Raw genomic sequence first — 16,030 nt, forward strand, 5'->3', positions numbered from 1 at the left:
ACCTTAAAGGCACCGAATTCGACATTTAACGGCTCCGCAAACGTCGGGCCTGCCCCGGCCTACGGTATCTTTACCTCGATTTGTGTGAGTTATGGTCAGACAGAAGAAACCATTGCGGATGTTTCTTTCCTGACACGCGATGATGCATCTTACATAACCGGTGAAACCATCTATCCTGACGGCAGATGTCGGGGACTGAGCTATATCGTTCCAATGAAAGTTCAGTACGAGATTGCCCCGATAAGGAGAACGCCATGCAGATTGATCTGAATTCAGACCTTGGGGAGAGCTTTGGCCCCTGGCAGATGGGCGATGACGCAGCGATGCTGGCTTTGGTCAACAGCGCGAATGTTGCTTGTGGCGGTCATGCCAGCGACCCCGAGACGATGTTTGAAACGCTCAAGCTGGCGGCAGAGAACGGCGTCACCATTGGGGCGCATCCCGGGTTCAATGATCGCGAGGGATTCGGCAGGCGTGTCATACCGATGTCACCCGAAGAAATCGCTCGCATGGTGGCTGCACAGATCGGAGCACTGGTCGCGGTGGCAAAGCTGGTTCCCGCCCACGTGCGCTATGTGAAGCCGCATGGGGCGCTTGGCAATCTGGCCGCACGTGACATGGACGTCGCCGTGGCCATTGCAAAGGCGGTTCAGAAAATTGATCCTGACATGGCCATTCTTGCGATTTCAGGCACCTGCACAGAACAGGCCGCCCGTGATGTGGGTGTCTCGGCTTTCTCGGAAATCTTTGCCGATCGCGGCTATCTTGGCTCTGGGCAGCTTGTACCGCGTGGGCAGCCGGGTGCGATGATCCATGACGCGGGCGAGGCCGCCACGCGCCTGATAGACTTTTTAAAAACCGGTAAGATGCCTGTCATCGACGGTGACCCAATCCCCCTTGCCGCCCAATCCATTTGTGTACACGGAGACAGCCCCGGCGCGGTCGACATGGCCCGTAAAATCCGCGCGCGACTTGCAGCCGAAGGCGTGCAGCTGACCGCTTTTTTGGCCCCGTGACTATGAAAGCGCCTACCTTCATTCTTGTCGCGGATCACGCGCTGCTGGTGCAGTTCGCCGACACGATCTCGGACGCGGTGACGGCCCGCGTCCAGATGCTGGACAAGGCGATCAACGATGACGCGCCCTTGGGCCTGCGCGAGACCATTCCCGCCTTCGTGAACCTGTTGGTCGAATTCGACCCGCTGGTCACCGATCACAGCGACATGGAACAGGCCGTCCGGGCACGGTTGAATGCTGAAGCCGCCGCAACGGCCAAAGGAACTCTGCACGACGTGCTTGTCTGCTATGACGAGGATCTGGCCCCGGATATGGAGGCCGTAGCAAAGGCAACAGGCATGAGCGCGGATGCCGTGATCAACGCGCATCTGTCCGGAGAATACAAGGTCGGCATGTACGGGTTTGCGCCGGGCTATGCCTATCTGTCCGGCGTTCCCGAAAACCTTCAGGTGCCGCGCAAGACCGCAGCAGTGCGCGACATTCCGGCAGGCAGCGTCATGATCGCCGGGCCGCAATGTCTGGTGACGACCCTGATCATGCCGACCGGCTGGTCGATCCTTGGCCGCTCGCCTACCGAAATCCTGCGTAACGATCCAGACCGGCCCTTTCTTTTCGACGTGGGCGACCGCGTTCAGTTCAAACGCATCGACCGGGCGCAATACGAAGCCCTTCGCAAAGGGGGCACGACATGACCGAAGCCACTTTGCGCGTCAGTTTCGCAGGTCCTTTGGTGACAATTCAGGACGGCGGCCGGTTTGGCCAAATGCGGTTCGGCGTTGCCAATTCCGGCCCGATGGATCGTCTGTCTGCTGCCGCTGCTAATATCGCTTTGGGCAATACGCCAGACGCCACGCTGATCGAGGTCTCGATGGGTGGGATGATGCTGGAATGCACTTCGGGCGCACTATCGGTTGCGCTGGCCGGGGGCGCGTTCTCGGTGGACCGCGCGGGCGAGGCACTGGACGGGTGGAGCGTCTTTGCGCTGGAACAGGGCGACAAGCTGACCATCCGCCCCGGCAAGTCCGGCAGTTGGGCTTATCTGGCGGTCGCGGGTGTCCTTCGGGCAAACAGGTGGTTGGGCAGCGCCTCGACCCATTCGACGTCCGGCTTTGGGGGCGGTCAGCTTGTTCCAGGTCAGGATATCAAGGTCTTGGACGCACGGGTCCATGAAGACCGCCATGGCAGCATCGAGCGCCCTGATTACCTGCCAGAAAGCGACGAGATCCGTGTGGTCATGGGGCCGCAAGATCGCCACTTTTCGGACGCCGCTATTGCCGCGTTTCAATCCGAACCCTTCGCCCTGACCAGCGCCTTCGACCGCATGGGTGCGCGCCTGTCCGGGCCGGTACTGTCGCTGAACGGCGCATTGTCCATCCCGTCAGAAGCCATCACCCGAGGCTCGGTTCAGGTTGCAGGCGACGGCGTGCCGACGGTGCTGTTGTCCGATCACCAAACCACCGGCGGATACCCGAAAATCGCCACTGTCATCTCGGGCGACGTGGACCGGCTCAGCCAAAAACGCGCCGGGGATCTGGTGCGCTTTGTGGCCATCAACCCAAAAGACGCCGTGCAAATCACCCGCGACACCGCGCCGCTTCGTGATGCCTATCTTGCCGCTATTTCCGAACCCAAAGGCACGCTGGAACAAAGGCTGATGCGAGCCAATCTGATCAGCGGTGTCATCGCCGATGAAGAGATGACCGAAGGCTAAACCGCCCAGCACACATGGGAAATGGTGGAAGGCCCATTGTTGTGAAGCAGCACTGCATCCGCAGGTGCTGTAAGGCTGTCAAAGCGTTAGTGCGCATGACACCCTGCTTGCCCTACTTCGCTCCAGTCAGTTCGAGTAATTTGAACCTTGGATGCTGTTCGATCAGGCGATAGCGCGCGTCAATGAACTCTTTCAGTTCGGGGAATTGCAGCAGGTGTTCCTCTGATGAACTGGGATTACCAGTCACCCAAGGCGTTGCATCCTGGGTTTGCACGACAATGTGGGTCGGTGGCACGGCCTTCAACCTGCTGATCAGGTCCTGGTCATATTGCCCTTCGTAATGGCTGTTCAGGAACGGCCAAGAATACGGGTACTTATAGCGCGGTGGAGTTTCTGCCATGAAGTACAACATGGTCTCGTATCCCCAGACAAAAAGCGTGTCATCTGGGGCGTGGTGCTTTTTCAGCGTTTTCGCGAATTCAACGGTTCCCAAGAAGTCGAAATCTGATGTGACTGCCAGATTGGCAATGTACACACCATCCCGGCTTTCTGCGGCAAATGCCTTAATCCCTCTTGCGTTCATCTCGGCTGCTCTGCTTGGAACGAAAAGTAATAGCGACAACAGAAATGCAATCCCGTATGACCGTTGGCGATTGTCAGCAAGTTTGGAAAAATACTCGACCGTGACGCCGATCAAAATTGCATAAACCGGCACCAAAGGAAGATAGTGATAGGTAAATCCCTTTCCCTGCACAGCACCTGACACCCAGCCTGCAAGAATCCACAGAACGCACATGACGAGAACAATGGCCTGCTTGGATCTGGACCATTCCGCAACAACACACAGCACCCCGACAAACACGGCACCAATCGCAAATGTTGACAGCATTCCAGGCAGCATAAAACCGGTCACAAGCCTGAGCGTGTTGGGGGTTTTGTACCCTACATAGCCCATCACAAACTCCTGGATCTGGGTGTAATCCGGCCACGCACCAACGATGACAAGTGTTCCTACAACTACAACAAGGGTTGCCGCGCCCCCCATGACGCAGGCCCAAAAGTCTCTCAGGTAAAAGCGGATATCGTCTTTTCCCAACAGATTGGCGATCAAGGGGGTGAACACCAATGCCCCCATACCGCCAATGGTATACTTGAAGCAGAATGCTACGCCTAATATCGCCCCGGCACAGAACATCGCTGCAAACCGCGATCGTCCGTTTGGGCGTGCCCATGCCCACAGCATCAGCATGACCGCTGGAACGACCAAAAACCCCGCCCAGCCATCCGTTTGCGAATGCTCCCAAAACCCAAAGCTGTAATACAAAACCGCAAAACCAATGGCGCTGGCGATGCCGAAAACGGGTGTTCTGCCCAGCTGCTTTCCGATCTCGATCAAGCCCAGTGCCACAAACGTTGCCGCCACCAGATCCAGTGCGCGGATGGCCATCAAGCTGTGCCCGAATACGGCTTGCGACAGCCAATGCATTGCCGTCGTCATTGGCGGTTTCATGTTGAAGACATCGCGATATGTCACAAGACCTTCATCCAACGCAAAGGCAATTGTGGCGTGTATCCCCTGATCACGGCCAAAGGGTTCAAGCAACGTATACGAGCCTATGACCGGGACAAGGATCGCAACCAGAATTCGCACAGTCCACCAAGCGGCCACTCGACTGTCGTGTTTTTGCATAGGATGTCCTGTGAAGAAAAAGGCTTTATATTCTGATTTGATTGACCTTATAACAAAACCAATAGCTTGAACAATACTGGCCAGAAGGCTCGCAAATGAACCGCACATCCCTGATTGAAACCGTTGATATTCAGCCGCCCGTTACGTCTGAGACAGCCAGCGTTTCCGTGGTCGTGCCATTTCTGGACGAGGTCTCGACGCTCGAGACTCTTTGCAGCCGCATCCAAGCCGTCATGGACCCCATGGACCGCGAATGGGAGCTGATCTTCGTTGATGATGGAAGCACCGATGGCGGGGATAAGGTGGCTCAGGAACTGGCCGAACGTATCGCGCAAGTGAAACTGATCCGGTTTACCAGAAATTTTGGCAAGGCCTCGGCTTTATCCGCGGGGATTGCGCAGGCGCATGGGGACATCATTGTCACGATGGACGCCGATCTTCAGGATGATCCCACGGAAATTCCGCGGTTTTTGGAACGGATCTCGGAAAGCTATGATGTTGTGTCTGGCTGGAAACAAACGCGTCATGACCCGCTGGGGAAAACCCTACCCTCGCGCGTGTTCAACCGCATGACCGCCAAGATGTTTGATATCGACATTCACGACATTAACTGCGGGTTCAAAGCCTATACACGGCGCGCAGCGAAACGTCTGAACCTGTACGGAGAGCTGCACCGCTTCACCCCTGCCCTGCTGCACGCCGTTGGCTTCAACTGCACCGAGATCGTCGTCCAGCACCACGCCCGCGAGCACGGCCAATCCAAGTATGGCGTGATGCGGATGGTCAAAGGCTTTCTTGATCTAAGCACGGTGAAACTTCTGACGCGATATCAATCACGTCCCTTGCATTTCTTCGCGATGATCGGCCTTCCGCTTCTGCTGATCGGATTGACCTTCATCTCGTACCTGACCGTCCTTTGGCTTCTGGGCATGGGGCCAATCGGGACGCGCCCGCTGTTGTTCATCGGTATCTTGTTCACCGTGACGGGGACGCAGATCCTTGGCGTTGGCCTTGTGGCAGAGCTGTTACAGGCGTCCGGACTGCGTGAACGCGACAAATACGTCATCGATGAGTTCATCGGTTCTTGATCAACACTTACGTAGCGCCCTGGCAACAAATCGAGTCGCTTCGCTTAAGCGAAGATCGTGCGGTTGGTGCGCTTCTTTTTAGCTTTGAAGGCTGACAACTTATCTGCTGCGTCCCAACAGGTCAGAGCAGTTTCTTACGAAGTCTGATCCTGCGCCGCCTGTTTCTCGCGGCTTCGTATCAAGTGGATGTTATAAAGCATCAAAACCAACGTCGCCCCCATCATCAACGAGATCGAGACGGATCCAACCCGTACGCCTTCGAATGTAAGAAGAGCCGATGCCAGCGCGCGCAGTGTGAAAAAGGTTTTTGTAACAACGGCTTGCCCCGCCTTGCGCGATTCCCATGCCTGCAGCAACCATGATCCGAAAAACACAGCCCCACCGATCAGGCCCGCCGCCTCTTCGACAAGAAAATTAGTGATATCCATCGTCAAAAGCTCCTGACCTTAGTGGGGCGATTCCGCTATTTGCGAATTTTGCACTTGCGGAACGGGGACGCAATGCGCGTTGGATGTGCTGATCCGGTGGATGGAGAGTTCTCACCAAAAAGGGCGGCTTGTTGGCCGCCCCTTCCAGTTTCTAAATCCGCTTAGTCCATCCATTCAAACGGCCGGGTGAATTCACCAAGGCAGTGTTTGACCGCTTCATAGTCGACATCACCCGTCGCTTGCAGACGCGCAACAAGACCGCGTTTCTTGTCATCCAGAACCTCGGCGACATGGGCCGCGTGGCCTGCATCGGCCAGCGCCTTGTCATAGATGCGGGCGATGGCGGATTTGCGCAGGTCGGGTTTGAACACTTTGCCCACGGCAGTCTTGGGCAGCTCGTCCAAGATCTCGATATGTTTGGGCAGGGCGGCTTTCTCGTGGATATGCTCTTTGGCATAGGCCAAAAGTTCTTCCGAGGTGACCTGAGCGCCGCCCACCAGTTCCACATAAGCGCAGGGCAATTCGCCAGAATAGCTGTCGGGCTGGCCGATCGCGCCGACCATGGCAACGGCCTCGTGCCCGGCCAAAGCCTCTTCGATTTCGGCAGGGTCGATATTGTGGCCGCCACGGATGATAAGATCCTTGGCGCGACCGGTGATCCACAAATAGCCATCCTCATCCAAACGCCCCAAGTCGCCGGTGCGCAGATGGGTGTCTTGTGCGAACAGCCCAGCGTTCTTAGCCTCTTCGGTATAGGTCGCTCCAGTGACCACGCCGGGGTTGGTCAGGCAGATCTCGCCGACCTCGTCCACGCCGTGTTCCTTCAACACCGCCCCGCTGCCGTCGCAAGACAGGATTTTCACGTCGGTATAGGGGAACGGCACACCGACCGCCCCGACCTTTTTCGCACCAGTCGGCGGGTTGCAGGCCACAAGGCAGGTTGCCTCGGTCAGGCCATAACCTTCGACGATGTTCACGCCGGTTGCCTCGACAAAACGGTTATACAGTTCGATCGGCAAAGGGGCCGAACCCGAGAACGCGGTTTTCAGGCTCGACACATCCGCATCCACCGGGCGCTGCATCAGGGCCGAAATGGCGGTCGGCACGGTGATCATAAAGCTGACTTTGTAGCGTTCGATCAGTTTCCAGAAATTGTCGAACACGCCGTCGCCACGATAGCCCGCGGGCGTTGGATGCACGAAATGAGCGCCCGACATCAGACAGGCCATCCAGATCACATGAACGGCAAAAACGTGGAACAAGGGCAGTGGGCACATGATCACGTCGTTTTCGTCAAACAGAAGGTTCGCACCCAGCCAACCGTTGTAAACCATGCCCGAGTACTTGTGCTGCGCCACCTTAGGCGTGCCTGTCGTGCCGCCTGTGTGGAAATAAGCCGCCACACGATCATCGGTCTTGTCTTCGAAATCCAGAGTGGTGTTCTGGCGCTTCATCTCGGTGACGAAATCCAGCACTTTCGCGTTGTGCTTCACCGGGTTCTTCGGACGGATCAGCGGCACGATCCAGCTTTTGGGCGGTTTCAGGTACTTGTTCAGATCAATCTCGAGCACCGTCTTGACGTTCGGAGCCATCGCGACGGCCTCGTTCGCCAGCTGGGCGACTTCGGATTTTGGGAACGCTTTCAGGGTGACCAGCACCTTGGCCCCTGTTTCCTTCAGGATCCCGGCCACCTGTTCGGCGTCCAGAAGAGGGTTTATCGGGTTCACGATCCCGGCAATGCCGCCGCCCATCAGGGTATAAATCGTCTCGTTCGAGTTGGGCAGCAGATACGCCACCACGTCGTTTTCACCGACACCCAGCGACCGAAACAAGTTCGCTGCTTGGCAAGACCGCTCAAACACCTGATTCCAAGTAACAGTTTCCTTGGGATCCGTGGGGCCGGACGTGATCTGGAACGACGCCGCAGGACGGTCAGGAAATGCGCGCGCCGTGCGTTCAATCATCTGGTAAAGCGTTTGGGGTTTGTCACGCGCCTCCCAGCTCATTTCTGCTTCGACAGCATCCCGATCTTGCATCGAGCCAAATTCATACATCCTACTTCCTCCCTGTGCCCGATTTCCGGGCGTATTTGAGGGTTGAGAATGAGCGTAAATGCCCGTTCTCGCAAGTCTGACGTGACGTGGAATTGACGTTTACGGAAGGTAAGTGACGCCGCGTAGAAGCGCGATTATCACCGCGATTGCTTAAATCTGCCCTTCGGTGAACTGTAGTCGCGCCAGACGGGCATAAAGGCCATCTTGGGCAACAAGCTCGTCATGGGTGCCTTGCGCGACGATCCGGCCTTCATCAAAGACCACAATGCGGTCGGCTTTCTTTACGGTCGCCAGACGGTGCGCGACAATCAGTGTCGTGCGGCCTTGGGCTAGCTCGTCCACTGCGCCTTGTACCAGACGCTCGCTTTCCGCATCAAGCGCGGATGTGGCTTCATCAAGCAGCAGGATCGGCGCGTCCCGCAGAATGGCTCGGGCGATGGCGATGCGTTGTTTCTGACCGCCCGACAGCATCACGCCGCGTTCGCCCACATAGGTGTCATAGCCTTCAGGCAGGCGCGACAGGAAGTCATGCGCAGCGGCAGCTTTTGCAGCGGCTTCGACCTCGGCGTCCGAGGCATCAGGACGGCCAAAGCGTATGTTGTCGCGGGCCGAGGCGGCGAAAATCACCGCGTCTTGCGGGACCAAAGCGACGTATTTTCGGAAGTCATCGCGACGCATGTCGCGCAGGTCGACCCCATCCAACTTCACCGCCCCGCTTTCAGGATCATAGAAACGCTGGATCAGCTGAATAATGGTGGTCTTGCCCGCGCCCGAGGGGCCGACAAGGGCCACGGTTTCGCCGGCAGGAACGTCCAGACTAACCCCCTCTAACGCGGCCTGATTGGGGCGCGCGGGATAGTGAAAGGTGACGTTTTCAAAGGACAGCGCGCCGGTCGGGCGCGAAGTGATCGCGACGGGATGGGCGGGATCTTTCACCTGATCATCAGCGTTCAAAAGTTCGACCAAACGTTCGGTGGCACCTGCCGCGCGTTGAATTTCGCTCCAAATCTCGGACAGAGCACCGACAGCGCCAGCAACCATCACCGCATAAATCACGAACTGAACCAGCGCGCCGATCGACACTTCACCCGATGTCACATCACGCATCCCTATCCACAAGACGCCCACGACGCCCGAGAAGATCAAAGAGATCACGATCACTGTCATGATCGCACGGGTTAGAATGCGGCGCTTGGCCGAAATGAAGCTTTCCTCGGTCAGGCGGGAAAACTCGCTGCGGCTGAGGTCTTCATGGGTGAAAGCCTGCACGGTTTGCACAGACAAAAGCGCCTCGGAGGCATTGCCCGAGCTTTTGGCGATCCATTCCTGGTTCTCGCGACCCAGAACACGCAAGCGGCGACCCAAGACGATGATCGGCACGATGACGACAGGAACGATCAGCAAGACCAGCCCGGTCAATTTAGCCGAGGTGAACAGCATCAGGATGATGCCGCCGATAAAGATGAACATGTTGCGCAGGGCCACGGACACGGACGAACCGATGACCGACAGGATCAACGTTGTATCGGTGGTAATGCGCGACAGCACCTCGCCGGTCATGATCTTTTCATAGAAGGCAGGGCTCATGCCCACAACGCGATCAAAGACCGCTTTGCGGATGTCCGACACAACCCGCTCGCCCAGCCGGGTGACAAGGTAGTACCGAAGCCCCGTCCCCAGAGCGAGCAGCGAGGCAACCCCAAGGGCGGCCAAGAAATACTTGTCCAGCAGCTGGGGCGTGGCTTCTCCAAACCCGTCCACAACGCGACGCACTGCAATCGGCAGGATCAGCGATATCCCAGCGGTGAACACCAGTGCGACGAAGGCGGCCAAGATCCACAAGCGATGGGGCCGCATGAATGGCCACAGGCCCGACAGTGCACCAATACGTTTGGATTTCTCGCGTTCGTCCATCTCGACGCTGGACGCCCCTGCCTGTCTTGCCATGTGAACTGCTCCTTTGGTGCACGGATACCGAAACCACCCTTTCCACACAAGGCGCATTGAGCCATTGCGACAAAGGGTAACGCGTCGTTGTTCTTTTATGGGGGACGTATCCCGGTTAAGGTAGGAACAAGGATTGCTGAGTTAGAGTGCGTATCATGTTCAGAACTTCAAAACTGTCTCTGCCCGTCGCTGGGATCGCGTTGATCCTATTGGCCTCTTGCGCCACGCCGCAAAAGCAGTGCATTGCGCGCGAAACTGCGGAATACCGCGCTGTGTCGGCTCAGATAAAAGAACTGGAAGTGACGTTGGCGCGCGGCTATGCGCTGCACCGACAAAGGGTTCCCTATACGGAAACCCGTCTTTGTCACGTGAAGGGAAAGAAGCACCCTATTCCCTGCAACCGAACCCGCTTCCGCACGATCGAAACGCCCGTATCCGTCGATATGGATGACGTGCGTAGCAAATTGGCGCGGTTGAAGGCGCATCGCAGCAAACTTGAACCTGCAGCAAAAACCGCACAGGCGGCGTGCATCCGGGCCTATCCTGAATAGGATCGGGCTTACTGGGGAACGGACACTTTGATCGAAGTGGGATTGCCGCCTTGTCCGAACACGCGGATCAAGACAATCCCCCCGTTTTTCAACCTTTCGGCGGCTTTGGGGCCGATATTGCCGCTTGCCAACAGGCCTTGAAGAGTTTTGCGGCTTTGGCTGCTGCCGAAATAAGGATCCCACTCATCACCCGGCTGGCTTACGCCATACCGATGGTAATTCGTGCGGTCCCGGCGCAGCACCTTCCACGGGGCGTCCAAGGCGCCCCCTTTAGCGTTGGTCAGGTCGGGCTTTCCGACAAACACGGTGAATGACCCGATCTGTTCCTGCGCCACAGCGACCTGTGACGCAAGGCCCATGCCCAGCGCCAAAATGGCTGTCTTCAGAGGATGAAAGCACAGACGCATACCCATTCCTAACCCAAGCCGATCCGCGGCGTGCCCTAAGAATGGGGATCACGCGCGCGCACGTCAATGGAGGCCTGCCTGACCGTTGCTTAACTATCAACCGTCACGGTCAGACCCAGCATGCGCCATGCATGCATTCCGCCACGATAATAGTGAATTTTTTCAGCAGGAAAGCCCGCTTCGATCATCCTCCGCGCAGCCGTTGGGGATTGCCCGCACCAGTTGCCATTGCAAAACAGCGCAACAGACTTGGCTTCTTCACAGACGAATCCATCGAAATCCAACTCGCACCCCAGCTCGTCCAGACGGTCGGTCACTTCGTTATAGGGGATCGAGATCGCACCCGGAATGGTGCCGGTTTCGTGGTCTGCGGCAACCCGGCTGTCGACGACAATCGTTTCGGGGTTTTGCAGCATCTCGATAAGTTCCAGTTCACCAATCGGGGTGACACCTGGTGCGGGCACCATGGGCTGCACACAGAAATTCGGACAGTTGCGCGAAGTGCGCGCCCATTCGCCGGACAGCTCGTGCGCGGGATCATCAATGCGCGAAATCTCGACCTCGCCATCTGCGGTCGGGACGGTGGCCCAAGGCATGTCGGGCGTGATGTTTACATCTGCTAAAACGGGGGCGGCGCACAGGCCCAAGGCCGCCGCGATCAAGATGGATTTCATGAGAGCTCCTAGTGTCGAAATCAATTGAACGTCTCGAACACGTCATACATTACAGGCTCGAAACTTTTGCAAAGGGTGGCGATTTTGCGGTTACGTTCGCGCATTTCCTCAGTGCGCAACATCGCTTGGAAATCCTCGCGCCGGGTCCACTGGCTATAATTGGCAATCCGCGTCTGGGCGTCATTCACGTGCAGACCCGCACCGACGAACCCCGGCTGCTTCGAAATGAAGCTTTCATAGGCATCCGTCAGCGCGTCCAGAAGATCCTGACAGGTGCCGGGCGTCATCTCGAACGTGGTGATAACGGTTTGATAGTCGGGGGCTTTGCTGATTTTTGGCATGGCTTCCTCCTTGTAGGAAGAAGCCTAGCCGCATTTGGATCACATATGAATATGTGATCTTGCCTTAGGGTCAGTCAAAAATGTCGAAAAGCTCGGACAGGACCGATTTGCGGCGTTTTTTCTTATAACGCTTGGCGTGGCGATAATCGTCGTCGTCATAGTCATCATCGTCATATCGACGCCTCTTGGACGTTTCCGAGTATCGCTTGGCCTCACGCTCCATTTCTTCGCGCGGGCGCATGTGCTTGGGTTCACTTTGGCGAACAGGCTCGGTCGGGGGCGGAGGAGGCGCGATATAAGGATCCGGATCATCCAGTTCGACCGCGGGGGTCGCTTTTTCGATGATCTTGTCCAGCTCGCCCCGATCCAGCCAAACCCCACGGCATTTGGGGCAATAGTCGATCTCGACCCCTTGGCGCTCGGTCATCAAAAGCTCGGTTCCGTCCACCGGACATTTCATCTTGGTTCCTCCTGTTCTGAGGATCATGTAGGCACGAAAAAGCGGGCCACAAGAGGCCCGCCAATCGGTCACGCATAAGGGGAAAGGAAGTTAGCGCGACACGTGAACCGCACAGGGCGCATGGCGCACAACGCGCGCAGCGGTCGATCCTAGGAAGAAATCTTGCAGGCCAGGACGGTGCGAGGCGACGACGATGCAGTCGACGTTGTTGTCCTTGGCAAAGTCCACAATAGCGTGGCCAGCATGGCCCGAAATCACTGCGGTCGCCACGCCCGGCAGGTCTTTTAGCTCGTCCTGCAAACGGCGTTCCAGCTCGTTCACATTGTCTTCCAACTGTCCTTCCGGCAGATATTGGGCGACATAAGCGGGCACCTCTTCCATGACGTGCAGCGCGGTGATTTTTGCGCCTTTTTCGGAAATAGCCTGCGCGATCTCAAGCGCTTCAGCGCTGTTGCGGTCGTGGTCAAGCGCGATGGGCACCAGAACGTTCTTATACATGGGTCAGCTCCTTCCTGGGCTTCAATTCGTCTTGGTCTTTCATAACGCGCGAAGGATCCTGCCAACATGACACAGGTCAAATACTCCTCTTTTCTTGTCAGGCTTTCCTTTCTACGTTGAGGCCATGAAAACGCTGACCAACACGCCTGAGTTACTGGTTCTGGATCACAAGCCGTGGCTTTTGTCTCTAAGCATGATTGCCGGGCTGCTGATCTTTCTCGCCGTCGGAGGGAACGCCCTGCTGAACGGCGAATGGGTCTTTGGTCTGATGTTTGGCGGGATCGGGATGCTGACCTGGGGGCTGTGTTTTGCAGTTTTCACCAAGCGCGTGCAGCTGATCTTTGACGCGCGCGCCGGTCAGATCGTAAAACGCAAGCGCTCCGTGTTGGGCTATGCTCAAGACGTCTATCCGCTGGACGCGCTGCGCGGTGCCAAGCTCGAGGAATCTCGCAGCGATGGATCGACGATGTATCGCCCAGTTTTGTTGATGGATGGGCAGGAAAATCTGCCCGTTGTATCCTATTACACCAACGGGTCCGGTCCGCGTCGCACCGCAGATGCCATTAATGCGTGGTACAAAGCGTATCAAAACCCAATGCAGCTTGACTCGAAGACACAAACCCCGTAACTCCGCCCCAAATCTCGGAAGTGCGAAACTTCCGGTCCCATGGCCCAATGCCGGGATCGCCCCCTGTCAGCGTGTTACGCCCACAGGGGCCATCGTGGTTTGGGCGTTTGGAAAAGCGCAAACCCGCCCCTATCTTGGGGTAAATGAAACGGCAAAGGAGCCGCGAAATGTTTGAGAGCCTGTCAGATCGCCTATCCGGTGTCTTTGACCGCCTGACGAAACAGGGTGCGCTGTCCGAAGATGATGTAAAAACCGCGCTGCGCGAGGTCCGTGTGGCATTGCTCGAGGCGGACGTCTCACTGCCTGTCGCCCGCGACTTTGTGAAGAAGGTGCAGGAACAGGCGACCGGTCAGGCTGTGACCAAATCGGTTACACCCGGCCAGCAGGTCGTCAAGATTGTGCATGACGCGCTGGTCGATGTTCTGACCGGCGAAGGCGAACCCGGCGCGCTGAAGGTCGACAGCCCCCCTGCCCCGATCCTGATGGTCGGTCTGCAAGGTGGTGGTAAAACCACAACCACCGCGAAGCTGGCCAAGCGCCTGACCGAGAAAGAGGGCAAGCGGGTTCTGATGGCCTCGCTCGACATCTACCGCCCAGCCGCTATGGATCAGTTGGCCGTGTTGGGCACGCAGATCGGCGTGGACACCCTTCCGATCGTACCCGGCCAGAAACCCGTCGACATTGCCAAACGAGCTAAGCAGCAGGCAACGATGGGCGGCTATGACGTCTACATGCTCGACACCGCAGGTCGTCTGCACATTGACGAAGTCCTGATGGGCGAGGTCGAGGAAGTCTCGGCCGTGGTGAACCCGCGCGAGACCCTTCTGGTCGTCGATGGCCTGACCGGTCAGGTCGCTGTCGAAGTCGCGCAAGAGTTCGACGACAAGGTCGGCATCTCGGGCGTAGTTCTGACCCGTATGGATGGTGACGGACGCGGCGGTGCGGCACTTTCGATGCGCGCGGTTACCGGCAAGCCGATCAAGTTCGTCGGTCTTGGCGAAAAAATGGACGCGCTGGAAACCTTCGAGCCCGACCGCATCGCAGGCCGTATTCTTGGCATGGGCGACATTGTTGCCTTGGTCGAGAAAGCCCAAGAGACCATCGAAGCCCAGCAAGCCGAGCGCATGATGAAGCGCTTCCAGAAGGGTCAGTTCAACATGAACGACCTGAAGATGCAGCTTGAGCAGATGATCAAGATGGGCGGCATGCAAGGCATCATGGGGATGATGCCAGGCATGAAGAAAATGGCCAAACAGGCCGAAGACGCTGGCATGGACGACAAGGTGCTGAAACAGCAGATTGCTCTGATCCAGTCGATGACCAAACGCGAGCGTGCGAACCCTCAGATCCTGCAAGCCAGCCGCAAGAAACGTATTGCTGCTGGTGCCGGCATGGAAGTCAGTGACCTGAACAAACTTCTGAAAATGCAGCGCCAAATGGCGGACATGATGAAGAAGATGGGCAAAATGGGCAAAGGCAAGATGCTGAAACAAGCCATGGGTGGCATGTTCGGCAAGGGCGGTATGCCCGATATGCCCCCGGGAATGGATCCGTCGTCGATGGACCCGAAAGCGCTGGAACAAGCGGCGAAAGCAATGGGTGGCAAATTGCCCGGTGGCCTGCCCGGTCTGGGCGGCGGCGGTCTGCCGCCCGGCCTGTCCGGCTTCGGCAAGAAGAAGTAAGCCCCAATGAGTGTCACGATCGAAACCCCGCGCCTTGTGTTGCGCCAGCCCGAAATGGGCGACTGGGAGGCCATAGCGGCCTTCCTAGGGTCGGATCGTGCGCAGTTCATCGGTGGCCCTTACACGCGTCCGAACGCATGGCGCGGCTTTGGTCACATGGTGGGCCATTGGACACTGCGTGGTTTCGGCTTGTTTATCGGTGTGGAGAAAGCCACCGGCACGCAGGTCTGCTCGGCCGGCCCTTGGTATCCCGAAGGTTGGCCCGAGCACGAAATCGCATGGTCAGTTTGGACACAAAGTGCCGAGGGCAAAGGCTTCGCCTATGAGGCCGCATTGGCAACCCGCGAATGGGCCTTCGCCGAGCTGGGTTGGACGACCGCCGTCAGCTATATCGACGAAGCAAACACCCGTTCGGCGGCTCTGGCCCAGCGCTTGGGTTGCGAGATTGACCCGGATGCCCCGCGCTTTGACGATGACGAAGAAATGGGCGAAGACACGCCCTATCACGTCTGGCGCCACCCGGCCCCTAACACAGACGGTAGCCCGGAGGCTTACGCATGACCGACGCATCCACCCGCGCAGCAGATCTGCTGAAAGAACACCGCGAGTCCATCGACCGGCTGGACGCGATTTTGGTCTATACTCTGGGTGAGCGGTTCAAACACACGCAGGCCGTGGGCAAGCTGAAGGCCGAACACGCCCTGCCCCCGTCCGATCCGAACCGAGAAGCAAAACAAATCGAACGTCTGGAAGATCTGGCCAACCGCGCCAATCTGGACCCCGAATTCGCCAAGAAATTCCTGAACTTCATCATTGATGAGGTCATCAGGCATCACAAAAAACATCAGGAATGAA

Annotated in this window: 18 protein-coding genes; 9 read left to right on the forward strand and 9 right to left on the reverse strand. The window is 57.4% G+C overall.

What is annotated here, in order from left to right; genetic code table 11:
• Positions 1 to 254: 254 nt before the first annotated feature.
• The 3 genes from ACXAH3_RS10490 to ACXAH3_RS10500 are packed head-to-tail and all read left to right on the forward strand — an operon-like array spanning position 255 to position 2,727.
• The gene (locus tag ACXAH3_RS10490) at positions 255 to 1,016 is read left to right on the forward strand and encodes a LamB/YcsF family protein (RefSeq protein WP_474862030.1); all 762 of its coding nucleotides are present in this window, start codon (positions 255 to 257) and stop codon (positions 1,014 to 1,016) included.
• Between the two features lie 2 nt (positions 1,017 to 1,018).
• Positions 1,019 to 1,708 (forward strand): 5-oxoprolinase subunit B family protein, encoded by a 690-nt coding sequence (locus tag ACXAH3_RS10495; RefSeq protein WP_474862031.1) that lies wholly within the window; start codon positions 1,019 to 1,021, stop codon positions 1,706 to 1,708.
• Positions 1,705 to 2,727, forward strand: a complete 1,023-nt coding sequence (locus ACXAH3_RS10500) for a 5-oxoprolinase subunit C family protein (protein ID WP_474862032.1) — start codon at positions 1,705 to 1,707, stop codon at positions 2,725 to 2,727. The genes ACXAH3_RS10495 and ACXAH3_RS10500 overlap by 4 nt, the downstream gene beginning before the upstream one ends.
• Before the next feature lie 112 nt (positions 2,728 to 2,839).
• Here the strand turns inward: ACXAH3_RS10500 and ACXAH3_RS10505 are convergent, their stop codons facing one another.
• A complete protein-coding gene (locus ACXAH3_RS10505) occupies positions 2,840 to 4,525 on the reverse strand; it encodes an ArnT family glycosyltransferase (protein ID WP_474862033.1) in 1,686 nt (561 codons plus the stop codon).
• Between ACXAH3_RS10505 and ACXAH3_RS10510 the strand changes: the two genes are divergently transcribed.
• A complete protein-coding gene (locus tag ACXAH3_RS10510; RefSeq protein ID WP_474862034.1) occupies positions 4,513 to 5,505 on the forward strand; it encodes a glycosyltransferase family 2 protein in 993 nt (330 codons plus the stop codon). The genes ACXAH3_RS10505 and ACXAH3_RS10510 overlap by 13 nt on opposite strands.
• 134 nt (positions 5,506 to 5,639) lie before the next feature.
• On the opposite strand, the gene ACXAH3_RS10515 is transcribed toward ACXAH3_RS10510, so the two are convergent.
• The 3 genes from ACXAH3_RS10515 to ACXAH3_RS10525 all read right to left on the reverse strand — a co-directional run bounded on the left by ACXAH3_RS10515 (position 5,640) and on the right by ACXAH3_RS10525 (position 9,934).
• Positions 5,640 to 5,933, reverse strand: a complete 294-nt coding sequence (locus ACXAH3_RS10515) for a hypothetical protein (RefSeq protein ID WP_474862035.1) — start codon at positions 5,931 to 5,933, stop codon at positions 5,640 to 5,642.
• Positions 5,934 to 6,094: 161 nt separating this feature from the next.
• Positions 6,095 to 7,987 carry an acyl-CoA synthetase gene (locus ACXAH3_RS10520; RefSeq protein WP_474862036.1) on the reverse strand — a complete coding sequence of 631 codons (1,893 nt, stop codon included), beginning with the start codon at positions 7,985 to 7,987 and terminating at the stop codon, positions 6,095 to 6,097.
• A 150-nt stretch (positions 7,988 to 8,137) separates the two neighbouring features.
• On the reverse strand, positions 8,138 to 9,934 hold the full coding sequence (locus tag ACXAH3_RS10525) for an ABC transporter transmembrane domain-containing protein (protein WP_474862037.1): 1,797 nt from the start codon (positions 9,932 to 9,934) through the stop codon (positions 8,138 to 8,140).
• Between the two features lie 155 nt (positions 9,935 to 10,089).
• On the opposite strand from ACXAH3_RS10525, the gene ACXAH3_RS10530 reads away from it, so the two are divergent.
• A complete protein-coding gene (locus ACXAH3_RS10530) occupies positions 10,090 to 10,485 on the forward strand; it encodes a hypothetical protein (RefSeq protein WP_474862038.1) in 396 nt (131 codons plus the stop codon).
• Positions 10,486 to 10,493: 8 nt separating this feature from the next.
• Here ACXAH3_RS10530 and ACXAH3_RS10535 read toward each other — a convergent pair whose 3' ends face one another.
• The 5 genes from ACXAH3_RS10535 to ACXAH3_RS10555 form a co-directional block, all read right to left on the reverse strand.
• The gene (locus tag ACXAH3_RS10535; protein ID WP_474862039.1) at positions 10,494 to 10,892 is read right to left on the reverse strand and encodes a hypothetical protein; all 399 of its coding nucleotides are present in this window, start codon (positions 10,890 to 10,892) and stop codon (positions 10,494 to 10,496) included.
• 89 nt (positions 10,893 to 10,981) lie between these two features.
• Positions 10,982 to 11,566 (reverse strand): rhodanese-like domain-containing protein, encoded by a 585-nt coding sequence (locus ACXAH3_RS10540; RefSeq protein ID WP_474862040.1) that lies wholly within the window; start codon positions 11,564 to 11,566, stop codon positions 10,982 to 10,984.
• Positions 11,567 to 11,586: 20 nt separating this feature from the next.
• The gene (locus ACXAH3_RS10545; protein ID WP_474862041.1) at positions 11,587 to 11,907 is read right to left on the reverse strand and encodes an antibiotic biosynthesis monooxygenase family protein; all 321 of its coding nucleotides are present in this window, start codon (positions 11,905 to 11,907) and stop codon (positions 11,587 to 11,589) included.
• A gap of 70 nt (positions 11,908 to 11,977) precedes the next feature.
• On the reverse strand, positions 11,978 to 12,367 hold the full coding sequence (locus ACXAH3_RS10550; protein WP_474862042.1) for a TFIIB-type zinc ribbon-containing protein: 390 nt from the start codon (positions 12,365 to 12,367) through the stop codon (positions 11,978 to 11,980).
• Between the two features lie 90 nt (positions 12,368 to 12,457).
• Complete coding sequence (locus ACXAH3_RS10555) at positions 12,458 to 12,865, reverse strand: universal stress protein (RefSeq protein WP_474862043.1); 408 nt, start codon at positions 12,863 to 12,865, stop codon at positions 12,458 to 12,460.
• Positions 12,866 to 12,989: 124 nt separating this feature from the next.
• Here ACXAH3_RS10555 and ACXAH3_RS10560 point away from each other — a divergent pair, with 124 nt between their 5' ends.
• From ACXAH3_RS10560 to ACXAH3_RS10575, 4 genes are all read left to right on the forward strand, one after another.
• Positions 12,990 to 13,493, forward strand: a complete 504-nt coding sequence (locus tag ACXAH3_RS10560; RefSeq protein ID WP_474862044.1) for a hypothetical protein — start codon at positions 12,990 to 12,992, stop codon at positions 13,491 to 13,493.
• 167 nt (positions 13,494 to 13,660) lie between these two features.
• Positions 13,661 to 15,175, forward strand: coding sequence for a signal recognition particle protein (ffh, locus tag ACXAH3_RS10565; RefSeq protein WP_474862045.1), 1,515 nt, complete (start codon positions 13,661 to 13,663; stop codon positions 15,173 to 15,175).
• Positions 15,176 to 15,181: 6 nt separating this feature from the next.
• Positions 15,182 to 15,736: a GNAT family N-acetyltransferase gene (locus ACXAH3_RS10570; RefSeq protein ID WP_474862046.1), complete on the forward strand. Its 555-nt coding sequence runs from the start codon at positions 15,182 to 15,184 to the stop codon at positions 15,734 to 15,736.
• Positions 15,733 to 16,029: a chorismate mutase gene (locus ACXAH3_RS10575; protein WP_474862047.1), complete on the forward strand. Its 297-nt coding sequence runs from the start codon at positions 15,733 to 15,735 to the stop codon at positions 16,027 to 16,029. The genes ACXAH3_RS10570 and ACXAH3_RS10575 overlap by 4 nt, the downstream gene beginning before the upstream one ends.
• Position 16,030 lies beyond the last annotated feature (1 nt).

The sequence above is a fragment of the Aliiroseovarius sp. ABM4_368 genome, assembly GCF_056161205.1.

Bases quoted from the DNA above. Each gene is read 5' to 3' on its own strand.
- ACXAH3_RS10490 (WP_474862030.1), top strand. From the start codon at position 255: ATGCAGATTGATCTGAATTCAGACCTTGGGGAGAGCTTTGGCCCCTGG.
- ACXAH3_RS10495 (WP_474862031.1), top strand. From the start codon at position 1,019: ATGAAAGCGCCTACCTTCATTCTTGTCGCGGATCACGCGCTGCTGGTG.
- ACXAH3_RS10500 (WP_474862032.1), top strand. From the start codon at position 1,705: ATGACCGAAGCCACTTTGCGCGTCAGTTTCGCAGGTCCTTTGGTGACA.
- ACXAH3_RS10510 (WP_474862034.1), top strand. From the start codon at position 4,513: ATGAACCGCACATCCCTGATTGAAACCGTTGATATTCAGCCGCCCGTT.
- ACXAH3_RS10505 (WP_474862033.1), bottom strand. From the start codon at position 4,525: ATGTGCGGTTCATTTGCGAGCCTTCTGGCCAGTATTGTTCAAGCTATT.
- ACXAH3_RS10515 (WP_474862035.1), bottom strand. From the start codon at position 5,933: ATGGATATCACTAATTTTCTTGTCGAAGAGGCGGCGGGCCTGATCGGT.
- ACXAH3_RS10520 (WP_474862036.1), bottom strand. From the start codon at position 7,987: ATGTATGAATTTGGCTCGATGCAAGATCGGGATGCTGTCGAAGCAGAA.
- ACXAH3_RS10525 (WP_474862037.1), bottom strand. From the start codon at position 9,934: ATGGCAAGACAGGCAGGGGCGTCCAGCGTCGAGATGGACGAACGCGAG.
- ACXAH3_RS10530 (WP_474862038.1), top strand. From the start codon at position 10,090: ATGTTCAGAACTTCAAAACTGTCTCTGCCCGTCGCTGGGATCGCGTTG.
- ACXAH3_RS10535 (WP_474862039.1), bottom strand. From the start codon at position 10,892: ATGCGTCTGTGCTTTCATCCTCTGAAGACAGCCATTTTGGCGCTGGGC.
- ACXAH3_RS10540 (WP_474862040.1), bottom strand. From the start codon at position 11,566: ATGAAATCCATCTTGATCGCGGCGGCCTTGGGCCTGTGCGCCGCCCCC.
- ACXAH3_RS10545 (WP_474862041.1), bottom strand. From the start codon at position 11,907: ATGCCAAAAATCAGCAAAGCCCCCGACTATCAAACCGTTATCACCACG.
- ACXAH3_RS10550 (WP_474862042.1), bottom strand. From the start codon at position 12,367: ATGAAATGTCCGGTGGACGGAACCGAGCTTTTGATGACCGAGCGCCAA.
- ACXAH3_RS10555 (WP_474862043.1), bottom strand. From the start codon at position 12,865: ATGTATAAGAACGTTCTGGTGCCCATCGCGCTTGACCACGACCGCAAC.
- ACXAH3_RS10560 (WP_474862044.1), top strand. From the start codon at position 12,990: ATGAAAACGCTGACCAACACGCCTGAGTTACTGGTTCTGGATCACAAG.
- ffh (WP_474862045.1), top strand. From the start codon at position 13,661: ATGTTTGAGAGCCTGTCAGATCGCCTATCCGGTGTCTTTGACCGCCTG.
- ACXAH3_RS10570 (WP_474862046.1), top strand. From the start codon at position 15,182: ATGAGTGTCACGATCGAAACCCCGCGCCTTGTGTTGCGCCAGCCCGAA.
- ACXAH3_RS10575 (WP_474862047.1), top strand. From the start codon at position 15,733: ATGACCGACGCATCCACCCGCGCAGCAGATCTGCTGAAAGAACACCGC.